The sequence below is a fragment of the Streptomyces sp. NPDC039424 genome (assembly GCF_055639495.1).
Window position 1 is genome coordinate 320,117 of sequence record NZ_JBVKAI010000008.1, and the last position, 20,922, is coordinate 341,038.

A 20,922-nucleotide genomic window follows, 5' to 3' on the forward strand; every position below is an offset into this window, starting at 1 on the left:
CTTGACGTGAGCGGACAACCCAACACCCGTCTTGCGGACCTGTTCGGCCTGGCCGGCTGGTCCAAGGGCGAACTCGCGAGGCTGGTCAACCGGCAGGCGGCGGCCATGGGCCACCCCCAGCTGGCGACCGACACCTCCCGGGTGCGGCGTTGGATCGACACGGGAGAGATCCCGCGTGATCCGGTGCCGCGGGTGCTGGCGGCCCTGTTCACCGAGCGTCTCGGCCGTGTCGTGACCATCGAGGACCTCGGTCTGGTACGGCACGGGCGTGCGGGAAGACGGCCTGGCGGCGGGAGTGCGGAACATCCCGACGGCGTGCCGTGGGCGCCCGAACGGACCGCCGCGGTCCTCACCGAATTCACGGGAATGGACCTCATGCTCAACCGACGCGGCTTGGTGGGCGCGGGTGCAGCGCTCGCCACGGGATCAGCTCTCAGCAGTGCCATGCACGACTGGCTGCACACCGACCCCACCCTGAAGGCCGACGCCCCAGTCCTCGACGATCCCCTGCACGCCGACCCCGCCGGGTTCGACCGCTACGAGGCCGCCCCCATCGGGTCGCAGGAGATCGAGGAACTGGAGCGCTCGGTGGAGGTGTTCCGGGCCTGGGACGCCGCCCGCGGTGGCGGGCTCCAGCGCAAGGCGGTGGTGGGCCAGCTCAACGAGGTGGGCGGCATGCTCGCCTACCGCCACCCCGACCACCTCCAGCGGCGCCTGTGGGGCGTCGCCGCCAACCTCGCCGTCCTCGCGGGCTGGATGTCGCACGACGTCGGCCTGGAACCCACGGCCCAGAAGTACTTCGTCATCGCCGCCCACGCGGCCCGGGAGGGCGGCGACCGCCCCCGGGCCGGGGAGGCGCTCTCCCGGGCGGCTCGCCAGATGGTGCACCTCGGCCGGCCCGACGACGCGCTCGACCTGATGAAGCTCGCCCGGACCGGCTCGGGCGACGAGGTCCTGCCGCGTACCAAGGCGATGCTGTACACGATCGAGGCCTGGGCGCAGGCGTCCATGGGCAAGGGGCAGGCGATGCGCCGCACCCTCGGCCAGGCGGAGGACCTCTTCGTCTCCGACAGGGGCGACGTGCCGCCGCCGAGCTGGATGCAGATGTTCAAGGAGGAGGACCTGTACGGCATGCAGGCCCTGGCCTATCGCACGCTGGCCGAGCACGACCCGAACGCGGCCGTGCACGCCCAGCACTACGCGGAGAAGGCCCTGGCCCTGCGGGTCGACGGACGTCAGCGGTCGAAGATCTTCGACTTCCTGTCCATGGCCTCCGCCTGCTTCATCGCGGACGACCCCGAACAGGCGGACCGGTACGCGCGGCTGGCCCTGATGTCGATGGGCTCCAACTCCTCCCACCGCACCTGGGACCGGCTGCGCGAGATGTACCGGCTCACCGCCGAGTACGCGAGCTATCCGAAGATCCACGAGCTGCGGGAGGAGATCAGGCTAGCCCTGCCGAAGACCAAGGGCCGGGGCACCAGCACCGCACGGGCATAGCGCCTGGTCTCTCTCAGGCGCTCACCTTCGCTCAGACACCCACCTTGGCGATGAGTACGCAGGCGTCGTCCTGCCGCTCGGTCTCGCCGCATTCCTCCACGACCGTACGCAGGCAGTCCTGTGCGCCGCGCGCCGTGCCGAAGCGCGGGGCGAGGTCCAGGAGGCGGTCCACGGCTGCCGTGCTGTCGGCTCCGGTCACCAGTCCGCCCGTGTGCAGCAGGAGCAGGTCGCCGGGTTCGAGGGTCACTTCGGCCTGTCCGTAAGTGGCCGCGGTGGTCGCGCCGAGCAGGACTCCGTCGGGGGCGTGCAGCGTGTGCCCCGTCCCGTCGCGGAACAGCAGCGGGGCGGGGTGGCCTGCCTGTGCCCACACCAGGGTGCGGGTGGCGGGCCGGTAGCGGCAGCAGACGGCGCTGCCGAGGGCCGGTTGCACGGTGGTGTCGAGTAACCGGTTGAGCCAGGCCATCAGCTGTCCGGGCTGGGTGCCCGCCATCGCCATGCCGCGCAGGGCGCCCAGCAGCATCGCCATGCCCGAGGTGGCGGCGACCCCGTGCCCGGTGAGGTCGCCGACGCTCAACAGCGTTTCACCGTCGTCCAGTTCGAGCGCGTCGTACCAGTTGCCGCCGATCAGCGAGCTCGTCGCGGAGGGCAGGTAGTGGGCCGCCAGGTCGAGGGTCCGAGGTCCTCGGCGTGGGAGCCGCAGGGAGCCGCGCCAGGGTGGCAGCACGGCTTCCTGCAGCTCGACCGCGAGCCGGCGCTCGGTCTGCGCCTGCTGCCGGTGGAGCCGCAACGAGTCACGGGTCTCGCGCACCGTCCGCCGGTGGCGGCGCAGTTCGCTGACGTCCCGCAGCACGGCCCACATGGAGGCGGTGCCGCCGTCGGCGTCGAGCACGGGCTCGCCCATCATGTGCACGGTCCGCACGGTTGCGTCCGGCCGTACGACGCGGAACTCCCCGTCGATCGGTTTGGCGTCGACGAGGCAGTCCGTCACCATCGCCGTCAGCCGCGGGCGGTCCTCGTCGAGGACCAGGGACGGCAGTTCGTCCAGCGTGAGCGCGGGGGCCGCGGGGTCGCGGCCGAGGATCTGGTAGAGCTCGCCGGACCAACTCGCCTCGTCCGTCAGCAGGTTCCACTCCGCGCTGCCGACCCGGCTCAGCAGCGACTCGGGCGGGGCGGTGACGCCGCGCGCCGGGTGGACCGTGTGCGCGTCCTCCTCCGGCGCGGACGGCGTGGCCGGCGCGGGCGCCGGGCCGTCCCGCAGCTGCGCCAAGTGCTCGTCGAGGTCGTTGAGTTGGTGCAGGGCGAGGTCGCACAGGGCGCGCTGCCACCGCTCCTCCGGGTCCGAACCGTCGCCCCGAGTGTCCCGCCGCACCGCGTCCACGTCGCCCTTGAGCCGCCGGGCCTGCGATATCAGCGCCTCGACCGAACCGCGGCCGGGCGGCTGGGCGGCGGGGCGGTCCGCGGAGAGATGGGACGGCATGACGCACTCCGATGCGGGGACGGTACGGCCAGGGCCGGGGGAAGAACCGTTACGACTGTTGCACAGCCCGCGACGCCCTGTAAGGGATTTGGCAACACACGATACGGTGGTGCTTCTGGCATATGCCAGAGTCTTTAATTCGAGGTCGACCGGCCTGAATGGCGTAGGTGGACGGTCCCGGCGAGTCGTAGGCGGACTACGTGACTTGACCGACACCGAAGGCTCTTCATGTAGCGCCCAAGCGGATGTTCGACGTGCCTGTGTTCTATGGTGCCGCGCGGTTGGGGAACGGACCCGGCCACGGTGCGCGGGCGCGGATGAGACTCCTGGGGACGCGGGTGACGTGGCGGGGTGGTGATGGCGGGCGGAGTCGCCGGTCGGGGCGCGGCGCCCGGCCCCGGGAGATCGTGGCGGAAACTTTGCCGCCCTCGCCCGCGAAGTGACGCAGGTCACACTTAATGGGTCCCCGTTTCGCGTACTGCGAGCGCCCTCTGCGAGGTCGTAAAGGCATGGACATCACCTTCGCGCAGCCCGCCCACGCCCGGCTGATCACCGCCGGGGACCACGAGGTCTCCGTCGCCGCCACCCTGCGGTACACCACCGAGGACCCACTCGCCGTGTTCGTCGACTTCCCGGCCGAGGCGACGCTCGACGGTGAGGACGTCACCTGGACCTTCGCGCGCTCCCTGCTGGACGAGGGGCTGGGTGCCCCGGCCGGACGGGGGGACGTGCAGATATGGCCGTGCGGGCGGGGGCGTACGGTGCTGGAGTTCCACTCGCCCTACGGCGTCGCCCTGCTGCACTTCGGCACGCCCGCCCTGCGCCGGTTCCTGCTGCGCACCTACGCCGTGGTGGCGCCCGGGCAGGAGGACGTCGACGCGGTGGTCGAGCGGGGCCTGAGCGCCCTCTTCGGCGGTGTCTGACCGCTTGCGGCCCGTCGCCGCCCTCGGCTCTCGCCGCGCGACGTCAGCGGCCGGACTCGCGGTACGGCTCCGGGCGCGGGGCGAGTTCCACGGGCACCCGGCGCCCGCTCTCCAGTGCCCGGACCCCGGCCTCGGCGACGACGGACGCGGCATAGCCGTCCCAGGCGCTCGGGCCGGTGACCCGCCCCCGCCGGGTGGCGTCGACCCAGGCCTGCACCTCGCGGTCGTAGGCGTCGGCGAACCGCACCAGATAGTCCTGCGCCACCTCCTCGCGGGCGCCGCCCCGCGCGGTGACCACCATGGTGTGATCGTCGCCGATCCGGGCGCTGCCCGCCTCGCACACGGCCTCGCAGCGCACCTGGTAGCCGAAACCGCAGTTGACGAAGACCTCGACGTCCACCAGGGCACCGCCGTCCGTCTCGAAGAGCACGAACTGCGGGTCGGCCAGACCCGCCGGAGCGCCCGCCGAGGAGGCCGGCCGCAGCACGGTCACCGCGGTCAGCTCCTGGCCGAGCAGCCAGCGGGCCGCGTCGATCTCGTGCGAGACGGAGCTGTTGATCAGCATGGCGCTGGTGAAGTCGGGCGGGGAGGAGACGTTGCGGTGGACGCAGTGCAGCATCAGTGGCCGTCCGAGGCCGCCCTCGTCGAGCAGGGCCTTCAGACGCCGGTACTCGGCGTCGTAGCGGCGCATGAAGCCGATCTGGGCCAGCCGCCGCCCCAGGCGTGCCTCCGCCTCCACCACCCGCAACGCCCCGGCGGAGTCGGGCACCATGGGCTTCTCGCACAGCACCGGCAGGCCGCGCGCGAAGGCCGCGAGCAGCGCCTCCTCGTGCGCCGGGCCGGGCGAGGCGATCAGCACGGCCCGCACACCGGGCGCGGCGAGCGCCGACTCGGGGTCCGTGTGCACAAAGACCCCGTCCAGGCCGGCGACCGCCGCCTCGGCGCGCCCGGTGTCCGGATCGGCCACGGCGGCGACCCTGGCCCCGCTGACCACGCGGTCGAGGCGACGTATGTGGTCGGCACCCATGTGCCCGGCCCCCAGCACGGCCACGCCCAGCAGGTCACCCACGTGCGCCCTCCCTCTCCGCGACGATCACGCCGTAGCGTAGACGCCGGTACGGGCGCCGTGGGCGGCCCGGTGGGTCAGTAGCGCAGCACCCCGGCGATCCCGGCCTCGTCGCCCAGGGCGCCGTCCGGGACGAAGCGGACGTCGGCGCCGGTCTCCAGGCACTGCTCGACGATCTCGTCCACGATGTCCTCGCGGGCGCCGAGTTCGCCGCTCGCGGCCGGTACGAGGTGGTCGCCGCCCACGTCGCGGACGGTCACGCGGTAGTTCTCCTCCACGACCAGCAGCCGCACCCGGCCTTCCCGGGCGCTGCGCCAGACCTCGTCGACGCCGGCCGCGAACGTGCGGTGTCCGCGCGCCGAGTCCAGCTCCCGGGTCACGGTGGCGGCGTCCCTGCGGGCCTGGGCCTCGTGCACCGGCCGCACCGCCTGCCACACCGCGTCGGGCCCGGCGTGCGCCAGGCCGCCGTGCCGCACGTGCACGGCACCCTCGGCGACGCTGCCGACCTCGTCCAGCAGGGACAGGGCCGCCTGCTCGCCGGTGACGTACAGCGGGCGGGGCTGCTCGCGCAGGACGGAGGCCAGCGCGGCGTCCGCCTCGCGCAGGAACTGGCGGGTGCCCTCGTCACGGAAGGCGCTCTTCAGGTCGCCGATCCGCTCCTGTCGCTCGGCGTCGAAGTTCTCCTGGTTACGGGTCAGCGGGAAGCCGCCGGAGCGGTCCTCCACCACCCGGTCGGCGCCGCCGCTCCACAGCGTGACGCGGTCCGCGGAGACCACCAGCGCCCAGAACGGCCGCTCGGCGCTCTGCGCGGAGACGAGGTTGCGGGTCAGGAAGGTGTCCGAGAGCACCACCCGCTCGGGCACCGGACGGGCGAGCGACCACACCTGGTGCTCACCCGGCGCGGCGAAGATCACCAAGCCGTCCTCGGCGTGTGCCAGATCGACCTCGGCGAGGGCCCGGTCGAGCTGCTCGACGACGGCGGAACGCCGATCCCGGGTGACCGCCGGGTCGGCCTCCAGCTTCTTCTTGGCCTCGGCCACCACATTGCGCAACCGGACCGGATCCTGGGTGTTGTAGGGCTCGCGCCGATGCGTCGGCGTCAGTACGGAGACCGCGGGGTAGGGGCGCGGGCGGCGCAGCTCGGCAAGGGTCGCGGGACTGAGTGCGTGCTCCATGACAGCACCATAGGACTGATTCCCTTGTCGGGCATTCGGGGTAATTCACCCAAGGGGGTCCGGTGGTGCGAGGAGGTGGCCCACGTGGCCCGACTGGTTCTCGACGAGGGCGAGGTGGTCGTCCGTCTCACCCCGTGGGAGCGGCTGTGGGCCCGGCGCCGTGAGGTCCGGGTGCCGCTCGCCGCCGTGCGGGCGGTGGCGGTCGAGCCGGACTGGTGGCGGGCGCTGCGCGGTGAGCCGTGTGGCGGCCGCCGGTTGCCCGGGCGGTTCTGCCTCGGCGAGTGGCGGCACGCCCGGGGCCGGGACTTCGTCGCCGTGCGCGAGCGCGGGCCGGCCGTCCTGGTCGACCTCCGGCCGTCCGCCGGCGGCTATGCCCGGCTGGCGGTCTCCGTGCCCGATCCCGAGGCCGCTGTGCGGGCCCTCGGGCAGCGGGGCGACGGGCTCGCCGGACTTCCTGCTCGAACAGCGGTGACGCGGGGCCGTGCGGCCGGTTAACCTACCGGTCGGTAACCCGACCGCACCCCAGGAGACGCCCCATGCCGCAGCTCGAGGTCGACGGCGCAGCGCTGACGTACGACGACGAAGGCCCCCGCGACGGCGACGGCGTGCCCCTGGTGTTCGTGCACGGCTGGACGGCGAACCGGCACCGCTGGGACCACCAGATCGCGCACTTCGCCGAGCGGCGCCGGGTGATCCGGCTGGACCTGCGCGGGCACGGCGAGAGCGGCGGGGCCGGGGTGCCCACGATCGAGGAACTGGCGCGGGACGTCCTCGCCCTCCTCGACCACCTCGGGGTCGAGCGCTGCGTGCTGATCGGTCACTCCATGGGCGGGATGATCTCCCAGACCATCGCCCTCGCCCACCCCGAGCGGGTCGAGCGCCTGGTCCTGGTCAACTCCATCAGCCGGATGGCCTTCAGTCGGGGCCGGGGCCTGCTGATGGCCGCCTCCACCCTCGTGCCCTTCAAGCTGTTCGTCGCCGCCAACATCCAGCGGGCCTTCGCCCCCGGTTACCCCCGTGAGCGGATCCGGGAGTACATCCGGGCCTCGGCCGAGACCCCGCGCGAGGTGGTCATGACGCTGTACGGCGCCATGCGGGCCTTCGACGTCCTCGACCGGGTGGGCGAGATCCGCACGCCCACCCTGCTGGTGCACGGCTACCACGACATCCAGCTCCCGGTGAAGCAGATGCTCCGCATGGCGACGGCCTACCCGGACGCGGTGATCCGCATCATCGACGCCGGCCACGAACTGCCGGTGGAGAAACCGGCCGAACTGACCGCCGCGCTGGACGGGTTCGTCAAACCCGCGGCCTAGACTCCCGGTCCGCCCCGCAGGAACTGCCGCTGGCCGGCAGGGAGCCGTACAGCAGGAAGTCGTCGACCTTGCGGTGCACGCACTTGGAGGAGGCGTAGCCGGTGTGGCCCTCGCTCCGGTTGTCGAGCACCACGGCCGAGGGGCCGAGCCGCGCGGCCGTCTCCACGGTCCAGCGGTACGGCGTCGCGGGGTCGCCCCGGGTCCCGATCAGGAGCATCTTCGGCGTGTGGACGTCCTTGACCCGCTCGCGGATGAAGTCGGTGCCACGGGGGCGGCCGTAGCACATCAGCAGCTGGGTGAGCCGGTAGTCGCCGAAGACCGGTGACGCCTCCTCGTACGCGCCGCGCAGCCGCCGAAGTTCCTTCATGAGCTGCCCGGCGGCGGGCCGGTCGGGGTCGTCCGCGCAGTTGATCGCCATCAGGGCGGCCGGGAGGTTGTCCACGGGGACGTCGTCCTCGTCGACCAGCCCGCCGCCCGTCCGGACGGCCGGACCGCTCAGGCCGCCGGAGGCGAGCTGCTCCACCCCGCGCGTGTCCCCGTCGTCCACCAGCTCGGCAAGGGCCCGCTCCAGCAGCGGCCAGAGGTCCCTGCTGTAGAGCGCCTGCCCGATGGCGCCCACCAGGTCCTGGCCGGAGAACGGCTCGCCGAAGGCCGTGGGCACCGGATCCTCGTCCAGCGAGCGCACGACCCGCAGGACCTGGTCCCCGGCCGTGCGCCGGTCCTGCCCGAACGGGCAGCCGACGTCCGTGACACACCAGTCCAGGAAGGCGTCCAGCGCCGTCTGCTGCCCCGCGGCGCCCGCCACGCCCTGCTCGGCCAGCGGTTCGGTCAGGGTGTCCACACCGTCCAGCGCAAGCCGGCCGACCTTGTCGGGGAACTGGGCCGCGTACACCGCGCCCAGCCGCGTCCCGTAGGAGAAGCCCAGGTAGTTGAGCTTCTTGTCACCGAGCGCCTGGCGCATGACGTCCAGGTCCCGGGAGACGTTGATGGTGCCGATGTAGGGCAGCACGGGGCCGGAGTGCCTGGCGCACTCGGCCGCCGCCTTCCGTACGCGCTCCAGGACGGCCCGCGGGTCCTTGAGGTCCGCGCTGTTCGCCACGGCGGTCGAGACCGGGTCGGTCGCCTCGCCGCAGCTGACGGGGGAGGAGCGGCCGACGCCGCGCGGGTCGAAGGTGACCACGTCGTACCCGTTGGTCAGGCCCATGAAGTCCTTGCCGCCGGCGGCGAGTTGGGCGATGCCCGCGCCGCCGGGGCCGCCGAAGTTGAGCAGCACCGAGCCCCGGGAATCGCCCGTGGCCCGGTAGCGGGCCAGCGCCACGTCCAGCGTGCCCGCGCCGGGCCGCGCGTAGTCGAGCGGGACGGTGACCTTGCCGCACTGCAGGTCCTTGGGCATGCCCGAGCCCTCGCATGCCGACCACGTGACCTTCTGCCGGTAGAAGCGGGACAGGTCGGGCTGGGGCGGGTCGGCCGCCGTCGCGGCGGGCAGTCCGGCTCCCAGCAAAGCCAGGGTGAGGGCACCGACGCCCGCGCAGCGCCGGACGGCGGCCCGTGTGGACAGCTTGGCCAGCATCGATGCCTCCAGAAACGCCCCGCCGAGGAGCGGGGACAGCGCCTCACGCTCACCCTAAGCGGGCCCCGGAAGGCACGCCTCCGGGCCGGTGGAACGGCCCGTGATGACGTACCATGCGCACCCTCCGTGACCATTCGACGACTTTGCGTACGGTTCGATAACCGGGCCACTCGATGGGGTGAAAGGCCGATAAGCCATAACTCGGATGGTTCACCCGCGTTGAATGCGGTGCGAGCGAGCGCTCGCGACCATGTCTGGAAGGCGAGGAACCTATGAGACGGGTGACCCGAAACGGTGTGATCGCCGTCGCCGCCGCCTCCGGCGCGATGGCGGTGACGATGCCGGTGTTCGCGGCCGACGGCGCCTCCGCCAGTGGCTCGGCGGCCGGCTCGGCCGGGGTGATCTCCGGCAACACCGTCCAGTTGCCGGTGCATGTACCGGCGAACGTGTGCGGGAACACCGCGAACGTGGTGGGGCTGCTCAATTCCGCGGTCGGCAACGCCTGCGCCAACGCGGGAGGTGCCGACGCGAGCGGCTCGGACGGGACCGGCGACGCGGCGTCCGGCGACACGGCCTCCGGTGGCGCGTCCGCGCAGGGCGGCGCGCAGGACTCCACGGGCGTGCTCTCCGGCAACGGCGTGCAGATCCCCGTGGACCTCCCGGTGAACGTCAGCGGCAACACGGTGAACGGGGTCGGCATCGGCAACGCGGCCGAGGACAACGAGTCGGTGAACGCCCCCGGCGACCAGGCCGGCCCGCCGTCGCGGCCCACGCCCCAGGCCTCCCGGCCACCGGCCCCGGCCGAGGCTCCGGCGTTGCACCCCGCCCCGGCGGGGGCCACGTCCGCCCTCGCCCACACGGGAGCGGACATCGTCGCGCCCGCCGTCGCCGCGAGTGCCGCGCTCCTGCTGACCGGCACGGTCCTGCACCGGCGTTTCCGCTCCCGCCCGGAGCGCTGACACCGGCCCGCACTGCCATCCCCCAAGGCCCCACCGGACTCCCGACCGGTGGGGCCCGGCCGTTACGTCGGCGCCCGCCGTGCCCAACGTCCCTACGGCGGCCAGCGATTGAGGCGGCCAACGGCTCGATCCCGGCGTGGCGGATCCACGGGTGATCGGGAAGGATGCTGCGGGCGCGACCGGTCATCGCGCCGCACGGCACCACCCACGGACCCCACGCCCACGGAACGGAGCGCACCGATGACTTCTGCGGCCCCCCAGGATCTCGTCATCACGCAGGCCGCCCTCGAGGACTGGCCGCTGATCAGCGGGTGGGCGGCGGACGAGGGCTGGAACCCGGGGCTGTCCGACGGACCCGCCTTCTTCGCCCAGGACCCCGAGGGGTTCTTTATCGGCCGGATCGACGGCGAGCCGGTCTCGGCCATCTCCGTGGTCAACCACGGCGCCGACTTCGCCTTCCTGGGCTGCTATCTGGTCCGCCCGGACCTGCGCGGTCGCGGCCACGGCATCACCACCTGGAAGACCGCCCTGGCGCACGCCGGGAACCGTACCGTCGGCCTGGACGGCGTGGTGGCCCAGCAGGACAACTACCGCCAGTCCGGCTTCGAACTCGCCCACCGCACCATCCGGTTCGCGGGCCCCGCCCCCGAGACCGAGGTGCCCGCGGACGTCCGCCCGGCCGGCCCCGCCGACATGGCGGCCATCACCGCCTACGACAGCGCCTGCCACCCGGCCGACCGTCCGCGCTTCCTGGCCGAGTGGCTGACCGCCCTCGGCCACCGGACCGTCGTCCGCCACGACGGCGCACGCCTCGCCGGCTACGGCGTGCTCCGCCCCGCCCGCGACGGCCTGCGCATCGGCCCCCTCTTCGCGGACAGCGCCGAGGACGCCCGGGCCCTGTTCGCCGCGCTCACCGCCGAGGCGGCCGGCGACGACGTCGCCATCGACGTGCCGGAGACGAACGCGGCGGGCGTCGCGCTGGCCGAAGCGGCCGGGTTCACACCCTCCTTCGAGACGGCCCGCATGTACACCGGCCCCGTGCGCCCGTACGCGACGGAGCGCGTGTTCGGCGTGACCACGCTCGAACTCGGTTAGGGCCCTGCCCGCAATCCCGTTGCCCCGCTCCGCCCCGGATGCTGGAGTGGGCCCATGGATCATGCCGCGGTGCTCGCCCTCTACGACCGGGACATGCGCGCGGGCGCGCACCCCGACGGTCCCGGCGCCCGGGTCGAGCGCACCGGCGGCGTGGTGCGCCAGGTCGCGGGCGCCGATGGCTGGAACGGGGTCCTCTGGTCCGACCTGGACCACACCACCGCCGACGCGGTGATCGCCGCACAGATCGCGTACTTCACCGGTCTGGGCGTCGACTTCGAGTGGAAGCTGCACGGCCACGACCTCCCGGCGGACCTCGGAGCGCGGCTCGGCGCGGCCGGGTTCACCCGCGAGCCGGAGGAGACGCTGATGGTCGCCGAGGTGGGGGAGGTGACCGCCGACGCCGGACCGCCCGACGGCGTCCGCATCGTGCCCGCCACCGACCGGGCCGACATCGACCTCGTGGTGGCCGTGCACGAGAAGGCGTTCGGCACCGACGGCACCCGGCTGCGCCACCGGCTGCTCGCCCGGCTCGCCGCCGCCCCGGACACCGTCCTCGCGGTCGTGGCGCTGGCCGGCGAGGAACCGGTCAGCGCGGCCCGGATGGAGTTCGTGCCGGGCACGCGGTTCGCCGGACTGTGGGGCGGCGGCACGGTCGAGGGCTGGCGGGGGCGGGGAATCTACCGCGCCCTGGTCGCCCACCGCGCCCGCGTCGCCGCCACCCACGGCTACCGCTATCTCCAGGTCGACGCCTCCGCCGACAGCCGCCCCATACTGGAGAGCCTGGGCTTCCACCCGCTGACCACGACGACGCCGTACGTGTACGGGGCGTAGGGCGCCGCCGGGCCTCCCGCGAACCTGTGGATTGCCGGGACTTTCTGTTCACCGACCCGATATGCCATGTACCTTTCAATCGATCGACGCGTGTAGAACCCTCAACTCGGTTCTACGCGCGCAGACTTGGCGCCCGCACCGCCTCTACCCCACCCCAACGGAGGTTCGCCGGATGCTTGGATCCAGGAGATTCCGCCGCAGACTCACGACCGCCCTGGCCGGACTCGGGCTGCTCGTCACGGGAGCCGCCCTCCAGGTCAGCACCAGCGCCACGCCCGCCCACGCGGCCACCACGCACCGCGTCCTGTTCGACAACGCCCACGCCGAGACGGCCGGCAACGCCGACTGGATCATCTCCACCAGCCAGCCCGACCCGCTCGGCCAGGACACCTCCCCGTCCGCCGAGACGGACTGGACCGGCGCCCTGTCCTCGTGGGGCGTCGCCCTCCAGGAGACCGGCGGCTACAGCCTGAAGACGCTGCCCTCGGGCTCCAGCCTCAGCTACGGCGGCTCGTCGGCGACCGACCTGTCGAACTTCGACACCCTGGTCCTGCCGGAGCCGAACACCCTCCTCACCACCGCCGAGAAGACGGCGATCATGAACTTCGTCAAGAACGGCGGCGGACTGTTCATGATCTCCGACCACACCGGCGCCGACCGCAACAACGATGGTGAGGACGCGGTCGAGGTCCTCAACGACCTGATGACCAACAACAGCGTCGACTCCACCGACCCGTTCGGCTTCTCCATCGACTCGCTCAGCATCAGCTCCGGCTACCCGGCGGCCATCAGCGACAGCACCGACCCCGTGCTGCACGGCTCGTTCGGCACCGTCACCAAGAGCCTCATCGCCAGCGGGACCACCGCCACGCTCAAGCCCGCCGACAACTCCAGTGTCAAGGGGCTGCTCTACCGCTCGGGCTACTCCGGCAACACCGGCGCCTTCTTCGCCACCAGCACCTTCGGCAGCGGTCGCGTCGCCTTCTGGGGAGACAGCTCGCCCATCGACGACGGCACCGGCCAGTCCGGCAACACCCTGTACGACGGCTGGAACGACTCCGGCGCCACCAACGCGCCCCTCGCCCTCAACGCCACCGCCTGGCTGGCCGGTTCGGGCACCAGCGGCGGAGGCGGCGGGGGCTCCTGCACGGCCGCCCAGCTGCTGGGCAACAACGGCTTCGAGTCGGGCAACAGCACCTGGAGCGCCGGCAGCGGCGTCATCACCGACTCCAGCGGCGAGTCGGCCCGCACGGGCTCGTACTACGCCTGGCTCGACGGCAACGGCACCGCCACCACCGACACCCTGTCCCAGTCGGTGACCATCCCCTCCGGCTGCTCCGCGACGCTCAGCTTCTATCTGCACATCGACACCGCGGAGACCACCACCAGCACCGCCTACGACACGCTCAGCGTGCAGGTCCTCAACAGCTCCGGCACGGTTCTGGGCACCCTGGCGACGTACTCGAACCTCAACGCCGCCTCCGGCTACACCCAGCGCAGCTTCTCCTTGAGCGGTTACGCCGGGCAGACCGTGACCCTGAAGTTCACCGGCACGGAGGGCTCCAAGCTCCAGACGTCGTTCGTCGTCGACGACACGGCGCTCAACGTGAGCTGACGCCCCCGGGGCCCGGCCCGAGGCCGGGCCCCACCGGATCACTCCGCCGGGACGGTCCGCTCCGGCGTGTTCCAGCCGGAGATCCGCACCCGCGGCGCCGAGCCGTGCAGGTCCGCCGTCCGGTAGGTGGCGGTCAGCGTCACCGACTCACCCGGCCACAGACCGACCTCGTTGTCCGACCAGCGCACCGGCAGCACCGGCTTGCCCGCCGCGTCCACGAGATGGACGTCCGTCAGCAGCGAAGGGGTCTTCCCGCTCCCCGTGGCGCGCAGGGTCACCGTCGTGGTCGACGTTCCGTCCGAGGACCGGGTCGACGCCGTCGCCGACACCGGCGCCTGCGCCATGGAGGCCAGCCCCTTCAGGTTCGCGTAGCTCGTCGTCGGCGTGTAGTACCAGTCGGTCTTGTCCCAGTCGAGCGTGTCCGGCTCGGTGGAGAGCCAGTACACGTTCCGGCTCACCTCCTTGCCGGCGGAGTCGGTCAGGGTCAGCCGCGCCAGGTACGTCTTCGACAGCCCGCTCACCGACGAGGGCAGCGTGAGTACGGTGCTGTGGGCACCGTCCCCGTTCACCGTCACCCCGGTGACGGTCTTGTCGTACTTCTGCGTGCCGTCCGGGTTGAACAGCGTGGCCCGCACGGTGAGTCCGGAGGCGGCGGTGTGCCGGTTGCCGACCACGACGACCGAGCGGTTGTCGTAGGAGTACTGCACGTGCAGCGGCTCGTTCGCCTTCTTCGCCCCGAAGTAGGCGCCGCCCTGGTCGAGATAGCGGTCCATCAGCTGCCAGTGCAGGGAGGTCCAGCCGCTGTTGAACATCCAGTGGATCACGCCGGTGGACGGCTTCGAGGAGTCGGTCGCGTTGCGCCCGTACGCCTCGAACTGGGCGCGGACGGCCTCGTACTGCGCGAGCTGCGCCTTGCGCACATAGTCGGTGAGGCTCGTCGGGGCGCCGTAGCGGCCGGTGAGGGCCTCGCCGTAGATCTTGAGGGTGCCGAAGACGGAGGACGGGGAGCGGTGGTACTGCTTGGCGGCCGGGTCCTTCCAGAGCGTGTCCAGCTCGGCCGGTGTCATCATCCGGCGCAGTGTGTCGAGGGTGGGGATGTCGGGGCCGGCGCTGGTCTCGGAGTTGAAGCCGGTGGCTCCGCCCTCGCGCTTGGCGTACCAGTAGTTCGGCGGGATCCAGTCGTAGGGGCCGGTCATCTTCATGCCCGAACTGCCGAGCTGGGGCGAGGACTTGTCGGAGGCGGCGGCGACCACCGGGGCCGGCCAGTCGGCGGCCTTCAGCGCGTCCAGGTAGTTCTTCTCGATCGTCGCGTCGGGTGCGAAGTCGCTGCCGATCAGGAAGGAGATCACGCTCGGGTGGTCGCGCAGCCGGGCGGCCTCGGCGGTCATGGAGGCCTTGGCGACGGGATAGTCGGCGGAGGTCCACTTGTCGCCGGACTCGCCGCTGCCGTTGACCTGCCCCTCCCACTTGTCGCAGCACTCCCAGCCCGGCAGTGTGAGGATGCCGTACCGGTCGGCGAGGTCGAAGAACTCGTCCGGTTCGATGTGGCCTTCCAGCCTGATGGTGTTGAGGCCGAGGTCGAGGGCGTACTTCAGCCGGTCCTCCACGTAGGTGGCGTCCCAGCGCAGGAACTCGTCCGGTGACCAGCCGCCGCCCTTGATGAGCAGTTCGCGGCCGTTGATCCGGTACTGGCGGGCGCCGTCGGAGTTCAGCGGCGCCCGTACGTCGCGGATGCCGAAGCTCTCGTGCGCGGTGTCCGACACCTTGCCCGCGACGGACGCGCTGAGGTCCAGCCCGTACAGGGGCTGCCCGCCCATGCCAGCGGGCCACCACACCTTCGGGGACGTCAGGTGCAGGCCGGGGACGTCGGCGGGGGTGAAGGTCATGGTCTTCGTCTCGTGCGCCGCGAGCGCGACCGTCCTGGTGAAGGAGATCCCGCCGATGCTGCCGCCGACCTCGGCCGTGACGGCCGCGTCCGAGTCGTTGCGGGCCCGCGCCTTGACCGTCAGGTCCGCCGAGGCCAGCGACGGCACGTCCAGCCCGGTCACCACGTGCGCGTCACGCAACGCGACCGGGCCGCCGCGGCGGACGAGGACGTCGCGCACGATGCCCATGTTCTGGTCCGGCGGCGGCTGGAGCCAGTCGATCCAGCCCATGGTCAGGTTCTTGTTCGGCACGTTGGGCTGGATGCGGAAGGCGACCGTGTTGGTGCCCGCCCGGACGAGGGGGGTGACGTCCAGTTCGTGGTGGGTGTAGGCACCGGTGACGTCCGCCGCCTGGGCGACCCGCTCGCCGTTGACGTACACGTCCGCCGCCGAGATCACCCCGCTGAAGTCGAGGTAGGTGCGCTGCCCGGGGTCGGCGACCGTGAAGTCGGAGCGGTACCACCAGGGGACCTGGAAGTCCGCCTTCGGGATCTTCTGCTGGTTGGTGGAGTAGAAGGGGTCGGCGTAGACGCCGTGGGCGAGCAGGGCCGCGAGGACCGTGGAGCGGGGGCCCGCCGCATACCAGCCGGCCGCCGGATAGCCGGGGGAGGAGACGGCCGACGGGGAGTCGCTCACCTTCGCCGTGGACTGGATCGCGTAGCCGGACAGCGCGGTGGCGGTCCCGGCGGCTGAGGGGACGCGGGTGATCCGGGCCTGCCCGTGCGACGGTTCCGGATGCCGCGCTCCGGCCCAGGCGCCGGTGCCCAGCGAGCAGAGCAGGCTCAGGGCGACGGCGGCCGTGGTGAGGCGGCGTCGGGCGGCGGCGGGGCGAGGGAACACGGCGGTCTCCAGCCTCGTAAAGTTAGGAAACTTTACTAACCTGGCTCAAGCTAGGGCGGCGAGTGGGCCGTGTCAATCACCGTGGCCCGCGTGTGAATTGCTCATGACCCGGACGACCTGCGCTCGAACACCACCTCCCGCGCCGTCCCCAGCGCCGTCGCCACCGCGCCCAGGAGCACCGCGTCCTCGCCCAGCCGGCTCGGGGCGAGCCTGGGCCGCAGCGGGGTGAGGGTGCGCAGGTGCTCGCGGACCGGACGCAGCAGCAGGTCCACGCTGTGTCCGACGCCCCCGCCCAGCACCACCAGGTCGGGGTCCAGCACGGCCGCCGCCGCTGCCACCGTGTGCGCGATCCGCTCGCCCTCGAGTTGTACCGCCTGACGTGCCGCCGGGTTGCCCTGACGCGCCGCGTCGAACACCGCCTTCGCGGTGAGCTGCCCGCTCATCCCGAACCGGCGCGCCGATTCGACGACGGCCACCCCGGACACCGCGTCCTCCAGCCGCTCCGGCTTCCGCTGCCCCGGCCACGGCAGGAACCCGATCTCCCCGGCCAGCCCGTGCGCCCCGGTGAACAGCCGCCCCTCGCTGACGACCCCCATGCCGAGGCCGGTGCCTATCAGGATGTACGCGAACAGCCGGCTGCCCGCGCCGACGCCGTACGTGTACTCGCCCAGCGCGGCCAGATTGGCGTCGTTGTGCACCTCCAGCGGGACGCCCAGCTCCTCGCGCAGCCGGTCCAGCAGCCCGGCGCGGCCCCAGCCCGGCAGGTGCATCGCGTACCGCACCCGCCGCTGCTTCTCGTCGTACACGCCGGGCGTGCCCACCACCCCGTGCACCACCTCGGCCGGATCCACGCCGGAGCCCGCGACGACCTGCCGGGCGGTGGAGACGACCAGGTCGGCCAGCGCGCCGGAGCCGCGGGCCCGGTTGCGCACGTCGGTCCGGGCGACCAGCGTGCCGTCCAGGTCGGCGACGGCCACCCGCAGCCAGCCACGGCCCACGTCCACGCCGAGCGCGTGACCGGCGGCCGGGTCCGGGGCGTACAGGACCGCCGTACGGCCGCGCTCGGGGGCGTGGGTGCCGACCTCCCGGACGAGTCCGGCGGTCTCCAGTGAGGCGAGCGCGCTGGACACGGTCGGCTTGGACAGCCCGGTCTCGCGGGCCAGTTGGGCGCGTGAGGCCGCGCCGAGGCCGCGCAGCCGGTCGAGGAGCAGCCGCTCGTTGGTGCGGCGCAGGCGCTGCCGGTTCCAGGGCTGTTCCTGCTGCTCTACGGCGTCGCTGGCGGGCATCCGACCATTCTCGTGCATGACCGACGCATACTTGACGGGTCTAGTAAGTCTCCTTAACTATATCGGCCACTCGGCCCCGCCGGGCGAGCCTCTCCCTGCCGCGCGTCAGGAGTCCCCATGTCCGGTAGTCCGCCACCCACGGGTGGCTTCGTCCGCCGCGTCGGCCTGTTCCAGGCCACCGCCATCAACATGAGCCAGATGTGCGGGATCGGTCCGTTCGTGACGATCCCGCTGATGGTCGCCGCGTTCGGCGGTCCCCAGGCGGTCATCGGTTTCGTCGCGGGCGCGGTGCTGGCCTTGTGCGACGGGCTCGTCTGGGCCGAGCTGGGGGCCTCGATGCCCGGCTCCGGCGGCAGCTATGTCTACCTCCGCCAGGCCTTCCAGTACCGCACCGGCCGGCTGATGCCGTTCCTGTTCGTCTGGACGGCGATGCTCTTCATCCCGCTGATCATGTCCACGGGAGTGGTCGGCTTCGTCCAGTACCTGGGCTACCTGGCCCCGGACCTGAGCAGGACCCAGGGGGACCTGATCGGCCTCGGTGTCGTCGCCCTGGTGGTGATCCTGCTCTGGCGAGGCATCGAGCACATCGCCCGCATCACCGCCGTGATGTGGGCCGTGATGATCGCCTCGGTGCTCCTGGTGATCGTCGCGGCGGCCACGGACTTCAGCCCGCACCTGGCGTTCACCTACCCGGCGCACGCCTTCGACCTGACGGGCGATCACTTCTGGCTGGGCTTCGCCGCGGGCCTGACCATCGGCATCTACGACTACCTCGGCTACAACACGACCGCCTACATGGGCGCCGAGATCAAGGACCCCGGCCGCACGCTGCCGCGCTCCATCCTCTTCTCCATCCTCGGCATCATGGCTATCTACCTGCTGCTGCAGATCGGCACGCTCGGCGTCATCGACTGGCACCGGATGACCGACCCGCAGGACATCGCCGCCACCTCGGTGGCGTCGGCGGTGCTGGAGGAGACCTGGGGCAAGGGGGCCGCCGACACGGTGACCGTCCTGATCCTGATCACGGCCTTCGCCTCGGTGTTCACCGGCCTCCTCGGCGGCTCGCGGGTGCCCTACGACGCCGCCCGCGACCGGGTGTTCTTCCGCCCCTACGAGCGGCTGCACCCCAGGCACCGCTTCCCGACGCTGGGCCTGGCCACCATGGGCGTGATCACCGCGATCGGCTTCCTGATCGGCCGCCACACCGACCTGGCCACCCTGATCCAGCTGCTCACCACGGTGATGGTGATCGTCCAGGCGCTGGCCCAGATCGTCGCCCTGAGCGTCCTGCGCAGGCGCCGGCCGACGCTCCGCCGCCCGTACCGGATGTGGCTCTACCCCCTGCCCAGCGTCCTGGCCTTCGCCGGCTGGTGCGTGATCTACGGCTACGCCGACAAGAACTCCCCGGGCCGCCACCCCATCGAGTGGTCCCTGGCCTGGGTCGCCCTGGGCTGCGTGGCGTTCCTGGTGTGGGCGCGGCTGGAGAGGGTGTGGCCGTTCGGGGAGAAGGAGATCGCCGAGGAGTACCTCGCCCCGCCGGCGCCGGAGGCGCAGGCGGAGCGCACCGGGGCGTGACGGTATGCGGTGAGTGCCGCTCAAGCGCATTCTTCGTAGGCAGCCTCCTGGAGGCGGTCCCGCAGCCGGTGCAGCCCGCGCCGCGCATGGCTCTTCACCGTGCCCAGCGGCAGCCCGGTGCGGGCAGCGATCTGGGTCTGCGTCAGGTCCTCGTAGAACGCCAGGCGCAGTACCCGCTGCTGAGGTGCCGGCAGCCGGGCCAGTTCCTGCCGGACCAGGAGACGGTCGAGGTCGGCCTCCGGCCGTGCGGCGCACGCGTCCGCGAGGGTACGGGCCGACCCGGCGGCCGTCACCAGCTCACCGCGCCGGGTCCGCGCCGACAGGGCGTCGGCGATCCTGCGCCGGGTGATGCCGACGATCCAGCCGCCGAGCGGGCCGCGCTCGGGCCGGTAGCCGCGGCGCCCGCGCCACACGCCGAGGAAGACCTGCTGGGTGACGTCCTCCGCCTCCGCGGCGTCCCCCAGCGAGCGCCGGGCCAGCGCGAACACCAGCGCGGACCAGCGCTGATAGACCCCGTCCAGGCAGGCGCCGTCGCCCGCCACCAGGCCGCGCGCCAGGTCCTCGTCACCGAGCTGCGGGTCGCTGTACGGGCTCATGACCACGGCTCCTCGTCCGATAACTGCATCTGTCCGCCATCCTGGGAGCCCCGTACGAGGACCTCAACTCGCATCGATTCCGCGTCGTATAGTCGACTCATGGGCGAGTGGGCCGTGGAGCGCGAACCGCGGGAGCGACCTGGCCGCCGGGCCGGTCCGGGCCCGCCGGCCACCGGTGCCGCGGTGAGCACCGGCGCGCTGGCCCGCAGGCTCGGGGTCTCGCCGACCACCCTCCGCTCCTGGGACCGCCGCTACGGCATCGGTCCGGCCGTGCGCCCCGACGGCCGGCACCGCCGCTGGACGCCCCGGGACGTGGCCCTGCTGGAGACGATGTGCCGGCTGACCGCGTCCGGTGTCCCGCCCGCCGAGGCGGCCCACGCGGCGAAGGAAGCGGCGGGCGCCGCCGACCGCACGGCCGAGGCGGCGCCCCGGGCCCGCCCGGCCTCCGTCGCCGTGCGCTCCCGGGCGGCCGGAGCCCTGCCGCTGGGCGATGTGCGCCAGGAGTGCCGGGGCCTGGCCCGCGCCGCCGTGCGCCTGGACGCCGTGGCCGTCGAGCGGCTGCTGGACTCCGCCGTCGCGGAGCACGGGCTCACCGTCGCCTGGCAGGAGGTGATGGTGCCGACCCTGCACGCCGTGGGACGCAAGTGGGCGTCTTCGGGGGACCGCTACGTCGAGGTGGAGCACCTGCTGTCCTGGCACGTCTCCACCACCCTGCGCCGCCACACCCGGCCGCCCGTCCCGGTCGGCGGCACCCCGGCCGCCGGTCCCGTGCTGCTGGCCTGCGTCCCCGGGGAGGAGCACACCCTGCCGCTGGAGGCGCTCAACGCCGGACTGAGTGAACTCCGCGTGCCCACGCGGATGTTCGGTGCCGCCGTGCCCCCGGACGCGCTGGCGGCGGCGGTCCGGCGGCTGGGCCCGGCCGCCGTGGTCCTGTGGGCGCAGGCGCGGTCCACGGCGAGCCCGGCGCTGGCCCGGCAGGTCGCCGACGCCGAGTGGGGCGTGACGGGCGCGCGCCGCCGGCCGCTGGTGCTACCGGCCGGCCCGGGCTGGGCCGGCCGCCGGACGCACGGGATGCCGCGCCCGAAGGTACTCGCCGAGGCGCTCGACCTGCTGGCCGGGGCGTACGGCACGCCTTGGCCGGGCGAGGCACGGTGACGGCACGGGAGCGGC

17 protein-coding genes are annotated in these 20,922 nt (G+C 72.8%); 10 read left to right on the top strand and 7 right to left on the bottom strand.

The window, feature by feature from the left end:
- Positions 1-6: 6 nt before the first annotated feature.
- The gene (locus ACZ7L0_RS22575) at positions 7-1,500 is read left to right on the top strand and encodes a DNA-binding protein NsdB (protein WP_471244288.1); all 1,494 of its coding nucleotides are present in this window, start codon (positions 7-9) and stop codon (positions 1,498-1,500) included.
- A gap of 31 nt (positions 1,501-1,531) precedes the next feature.
- Here ACZ7L0_RS22575 and ACZ7L0_RS22580 read toward each other — a convergent pair whose 3' ends face one another.
- On the bottom strand, positions 1,532-2,977 hold the full coding sequence (locus ACZ7L0_RS22580; protein ID WP_471244289.1) for a PP2C family protein-serine/threonine phosphatase: 1,446 nt from the start codon (positions 2,975-2,977) through the stop codon (positions 1,532-1,534).
- Positions 2,978-3,486: 509 nt separating this feature from the next.
- On the opposite strand from ACZ7L0_RS22580, the gene ACZ7L0_RS22585 reads away from it, so the two are divergent.
- Positions 3,487-3,900 carry an SsgA family sporulation/cell division regulator gene (locus tag ACZ7L0_RS22585; protein ID WP_471244290.1) on the top strand — a complete coding sequence of 138 codons (414 nt, stop codon included), beginning with the start codon at positions 3,487-3,489 and terminating at the stop codon, positions 3,898-3,900.
- Between the two features lie 43 nt (positions 3,901-3,943).
- Here the strand turns inward: ACZ7L0_RS22585 and ACZ7L0_RS22590 are convergent, their stop codons facing one another.
- Both ACZ7L0_RS22590 and ACZ7L0_RS22595 read right to left on the bottom strand, forming a co-directional pair.
- A complete protein-coding gene (locus tag ACZ7L0_RS22590; protein WP_471244291.1) occupies positions 3,944-4,969 on the bottom strand; it encodes a Gfo/Idh/MocA family protein in 1,026 nt (341 codons plus the stop codon).
- A gap of 74 nt (positions 4,970-5,043) precedes the next feature.
- Positions 5,044-6,141 (bottom strand): baeRF3 domain-containing protein, encoded by a 1,098-nt coding sequence (locus tag ACZ7L0_RS22595; protein ID WP_471244292.1) that lies wholly within the window; start codon positions 6,139-6,141, stop codon positions 5,044-5,046.
- A gap of 84 nt (positions 6,142-6,225) precedes the next feature.
- Between ACZ7L0_RS22595 and ACZ7L0_RS22600 the strand changes: the two genes are divergently transcribed.
- The gene (locus tag ACZ7L0_RS22600; protein WP_471244293.1) at positions 6,226-6,636 is read left to right on the top strand and encodes a hypothetical protein; all 411 of its coding nucleotides are present in this window, start codon (positions 6,226-6,228) and stop codon (positions 6,634-6,636) included.
- Between the two features lie 41 nt (positions 6,637-6,677).
- Entirely contained in the window at positions 6,678-7,457 is a 780-nt protein-coding gene (locus tag ACZ7L0_RS22605) for an alpha/beta fold hydrolase (RefSeq protein ID WP_471244294.1), read from the top strand.
- On the opposite strand, the gene ACZ7L0_RS22610 is transcribed toward ACZ7L0_RS22605, so the two are convergent.
- Positions 7,441-9,027: an alpha/beta hydrolase gene (locus ACZ7L0_RS22610; protein WP_471244295.1), complete on the bottom strand. Its 1,587-nt coding sequence runs from the start codon at positions 9,025-9,027 to the stop codon at positions 7,441-7,443. The two genes, ACZ7L0_RS22605 and ACZ7L0_RS22610, sit on opposite strands and share 17 nt — an antisense overlap.
- A gap of 272 nt (positions 9,028-9,299) precedes the next feature.
- Here ACZ7L0_RS22610 and ACZ7L0_RS22615 point away from each other — a divergent pair, with 272 nt between their 5' ends.
- From ACZ7L0_RS22615 to ACZ7L0_RS22630, 4 genes are all read left to right on the top strand, one after another.
- Positions 9,300-9,986: a chaplin gene (locus ACZ7L0_RS22615; RefSeq protein ID WP_471244296.1), complete on the top strand. Its 687-nt coding sequence runs from the start codon at positions 9,300-9,302 to the stop codon at positions 9,984-9,986.
- 240 nt (positions 9,987-10,226) lie between these two features.
- Positions 10,227-11,081: a GNAT family N-acetyltransferase gene (locus ACZ7L0_RS22620; protein ID WP_471244297.1), complete on the top strand. Its 855-nt coding sequence runs from the start codon at positions 10,227-10,229 to the stop codon at positions 11,079-11,081.
- Between the two features lie 54 nt (positions 11,082-11,135).
- Positions 11,136-11,912, top strand: a complete 777-nt coding sequence (locus tag ACZ7L0_RS22625; RefSeq protein WP_471244298.1) for a GNAT family N-acetyltransferase — start codon at positions 11,136-11,138, stop codon at positions 11,910-11,912.
- A gap of 172 nt (positions 11,913-12,084) precedes the next feature.
- The gene (locus ACZ7L0_RS22630) at positions 12,085-13,527 is read left to right on the top strand and encodes a hydrolase (RefSeq protein ID WP_471244299.1); all 1,443 of its coding nucleotides are present in this window, start codon (positions 12,085-12,087) and stop codon (positions 13,525-13,527) included.
- Positions 13,528-13,565: 38 nt separating this feature from the next.
- Here the strand turns inward: ACZ7L0_RS22630 and ACZ7L0_RS22635 are convergent, their stop codons facing one another.
- Complete coding sequence (locus ACZ7L0_RS22635) at positions 13,566-16,292, bottom strand: glycoside hydrolase family 2 protein (protein WP_471244300.1); 2,727 nt, start codon at positions 16,290-16,292, stop codon at positions 13,566-13,568.
- 101 nt (positions 16,293-16,393) lie between these two features.
- A complete protein-coding gene (locus ACZ7L0_RS22640) occupies positions 16,394-17,578 on the bottom strand; it encodes an ROK family transcriptional regulator (RefSeq protein ID WP_471244301.1) in 1,185 nt (394 codons plus the stop codon).
- Positions 17,579-17,695: 117 nt separating this feature from the next.
- Here ACZ7L0_RS22640 and ACZ7L0_RS22645 point away from each other — a divergent pair, with 117 nt between their 5' ends.
- A complete protein-coding gene (locus ACZ7L0_RS22645) occupies positions 17,696-19,156 on the top strand; it encodes an APC family permease (protein WP_471244302.1) in 1,461 nt (486 codons plus the stop codon).
- A gap of 20 nt (positions 19,157-19,176) precedes the next feature.
- Here ACZ7L0_RS22645 and ACZ7L0_RS22650 read toward each other — a convergent pair whose 3' ends face one another.
- Positions 19,177-19,752: a sigma-70 family RNA polymerase sigma factor gene (locus ACZ7L0_RS22650; protein ID WP_471244303.1), complete on the bottom strand. Its 576-nt coding sequence runs from the start codon at positions 19,750-19,752 to the stop codon at positions 19,177-19,179.
- Positions 19,753-19,851: 99 nt separating this feature from the next.
- On the opposite strand from ACZ7L0_RS22650, the gene ACZ7L0_RS22655 reads away from it, so the two are divergent.
- Positions 19,852-20,907 carry a MerR family transcriptional regulator gene (locus ACZ7L0_RS22655; RefSeq protein ID WP_471244304.1) on the top strand — a complete coding sequence of 352 codons (1,056 nt, stop codon included), beginning with the start codon at positions 19,852-19,854 and terminating at the stop codon, positions 20,905-20,907.
- Positions 20,908-20,922: the final 15 nt, after the last annotated feature.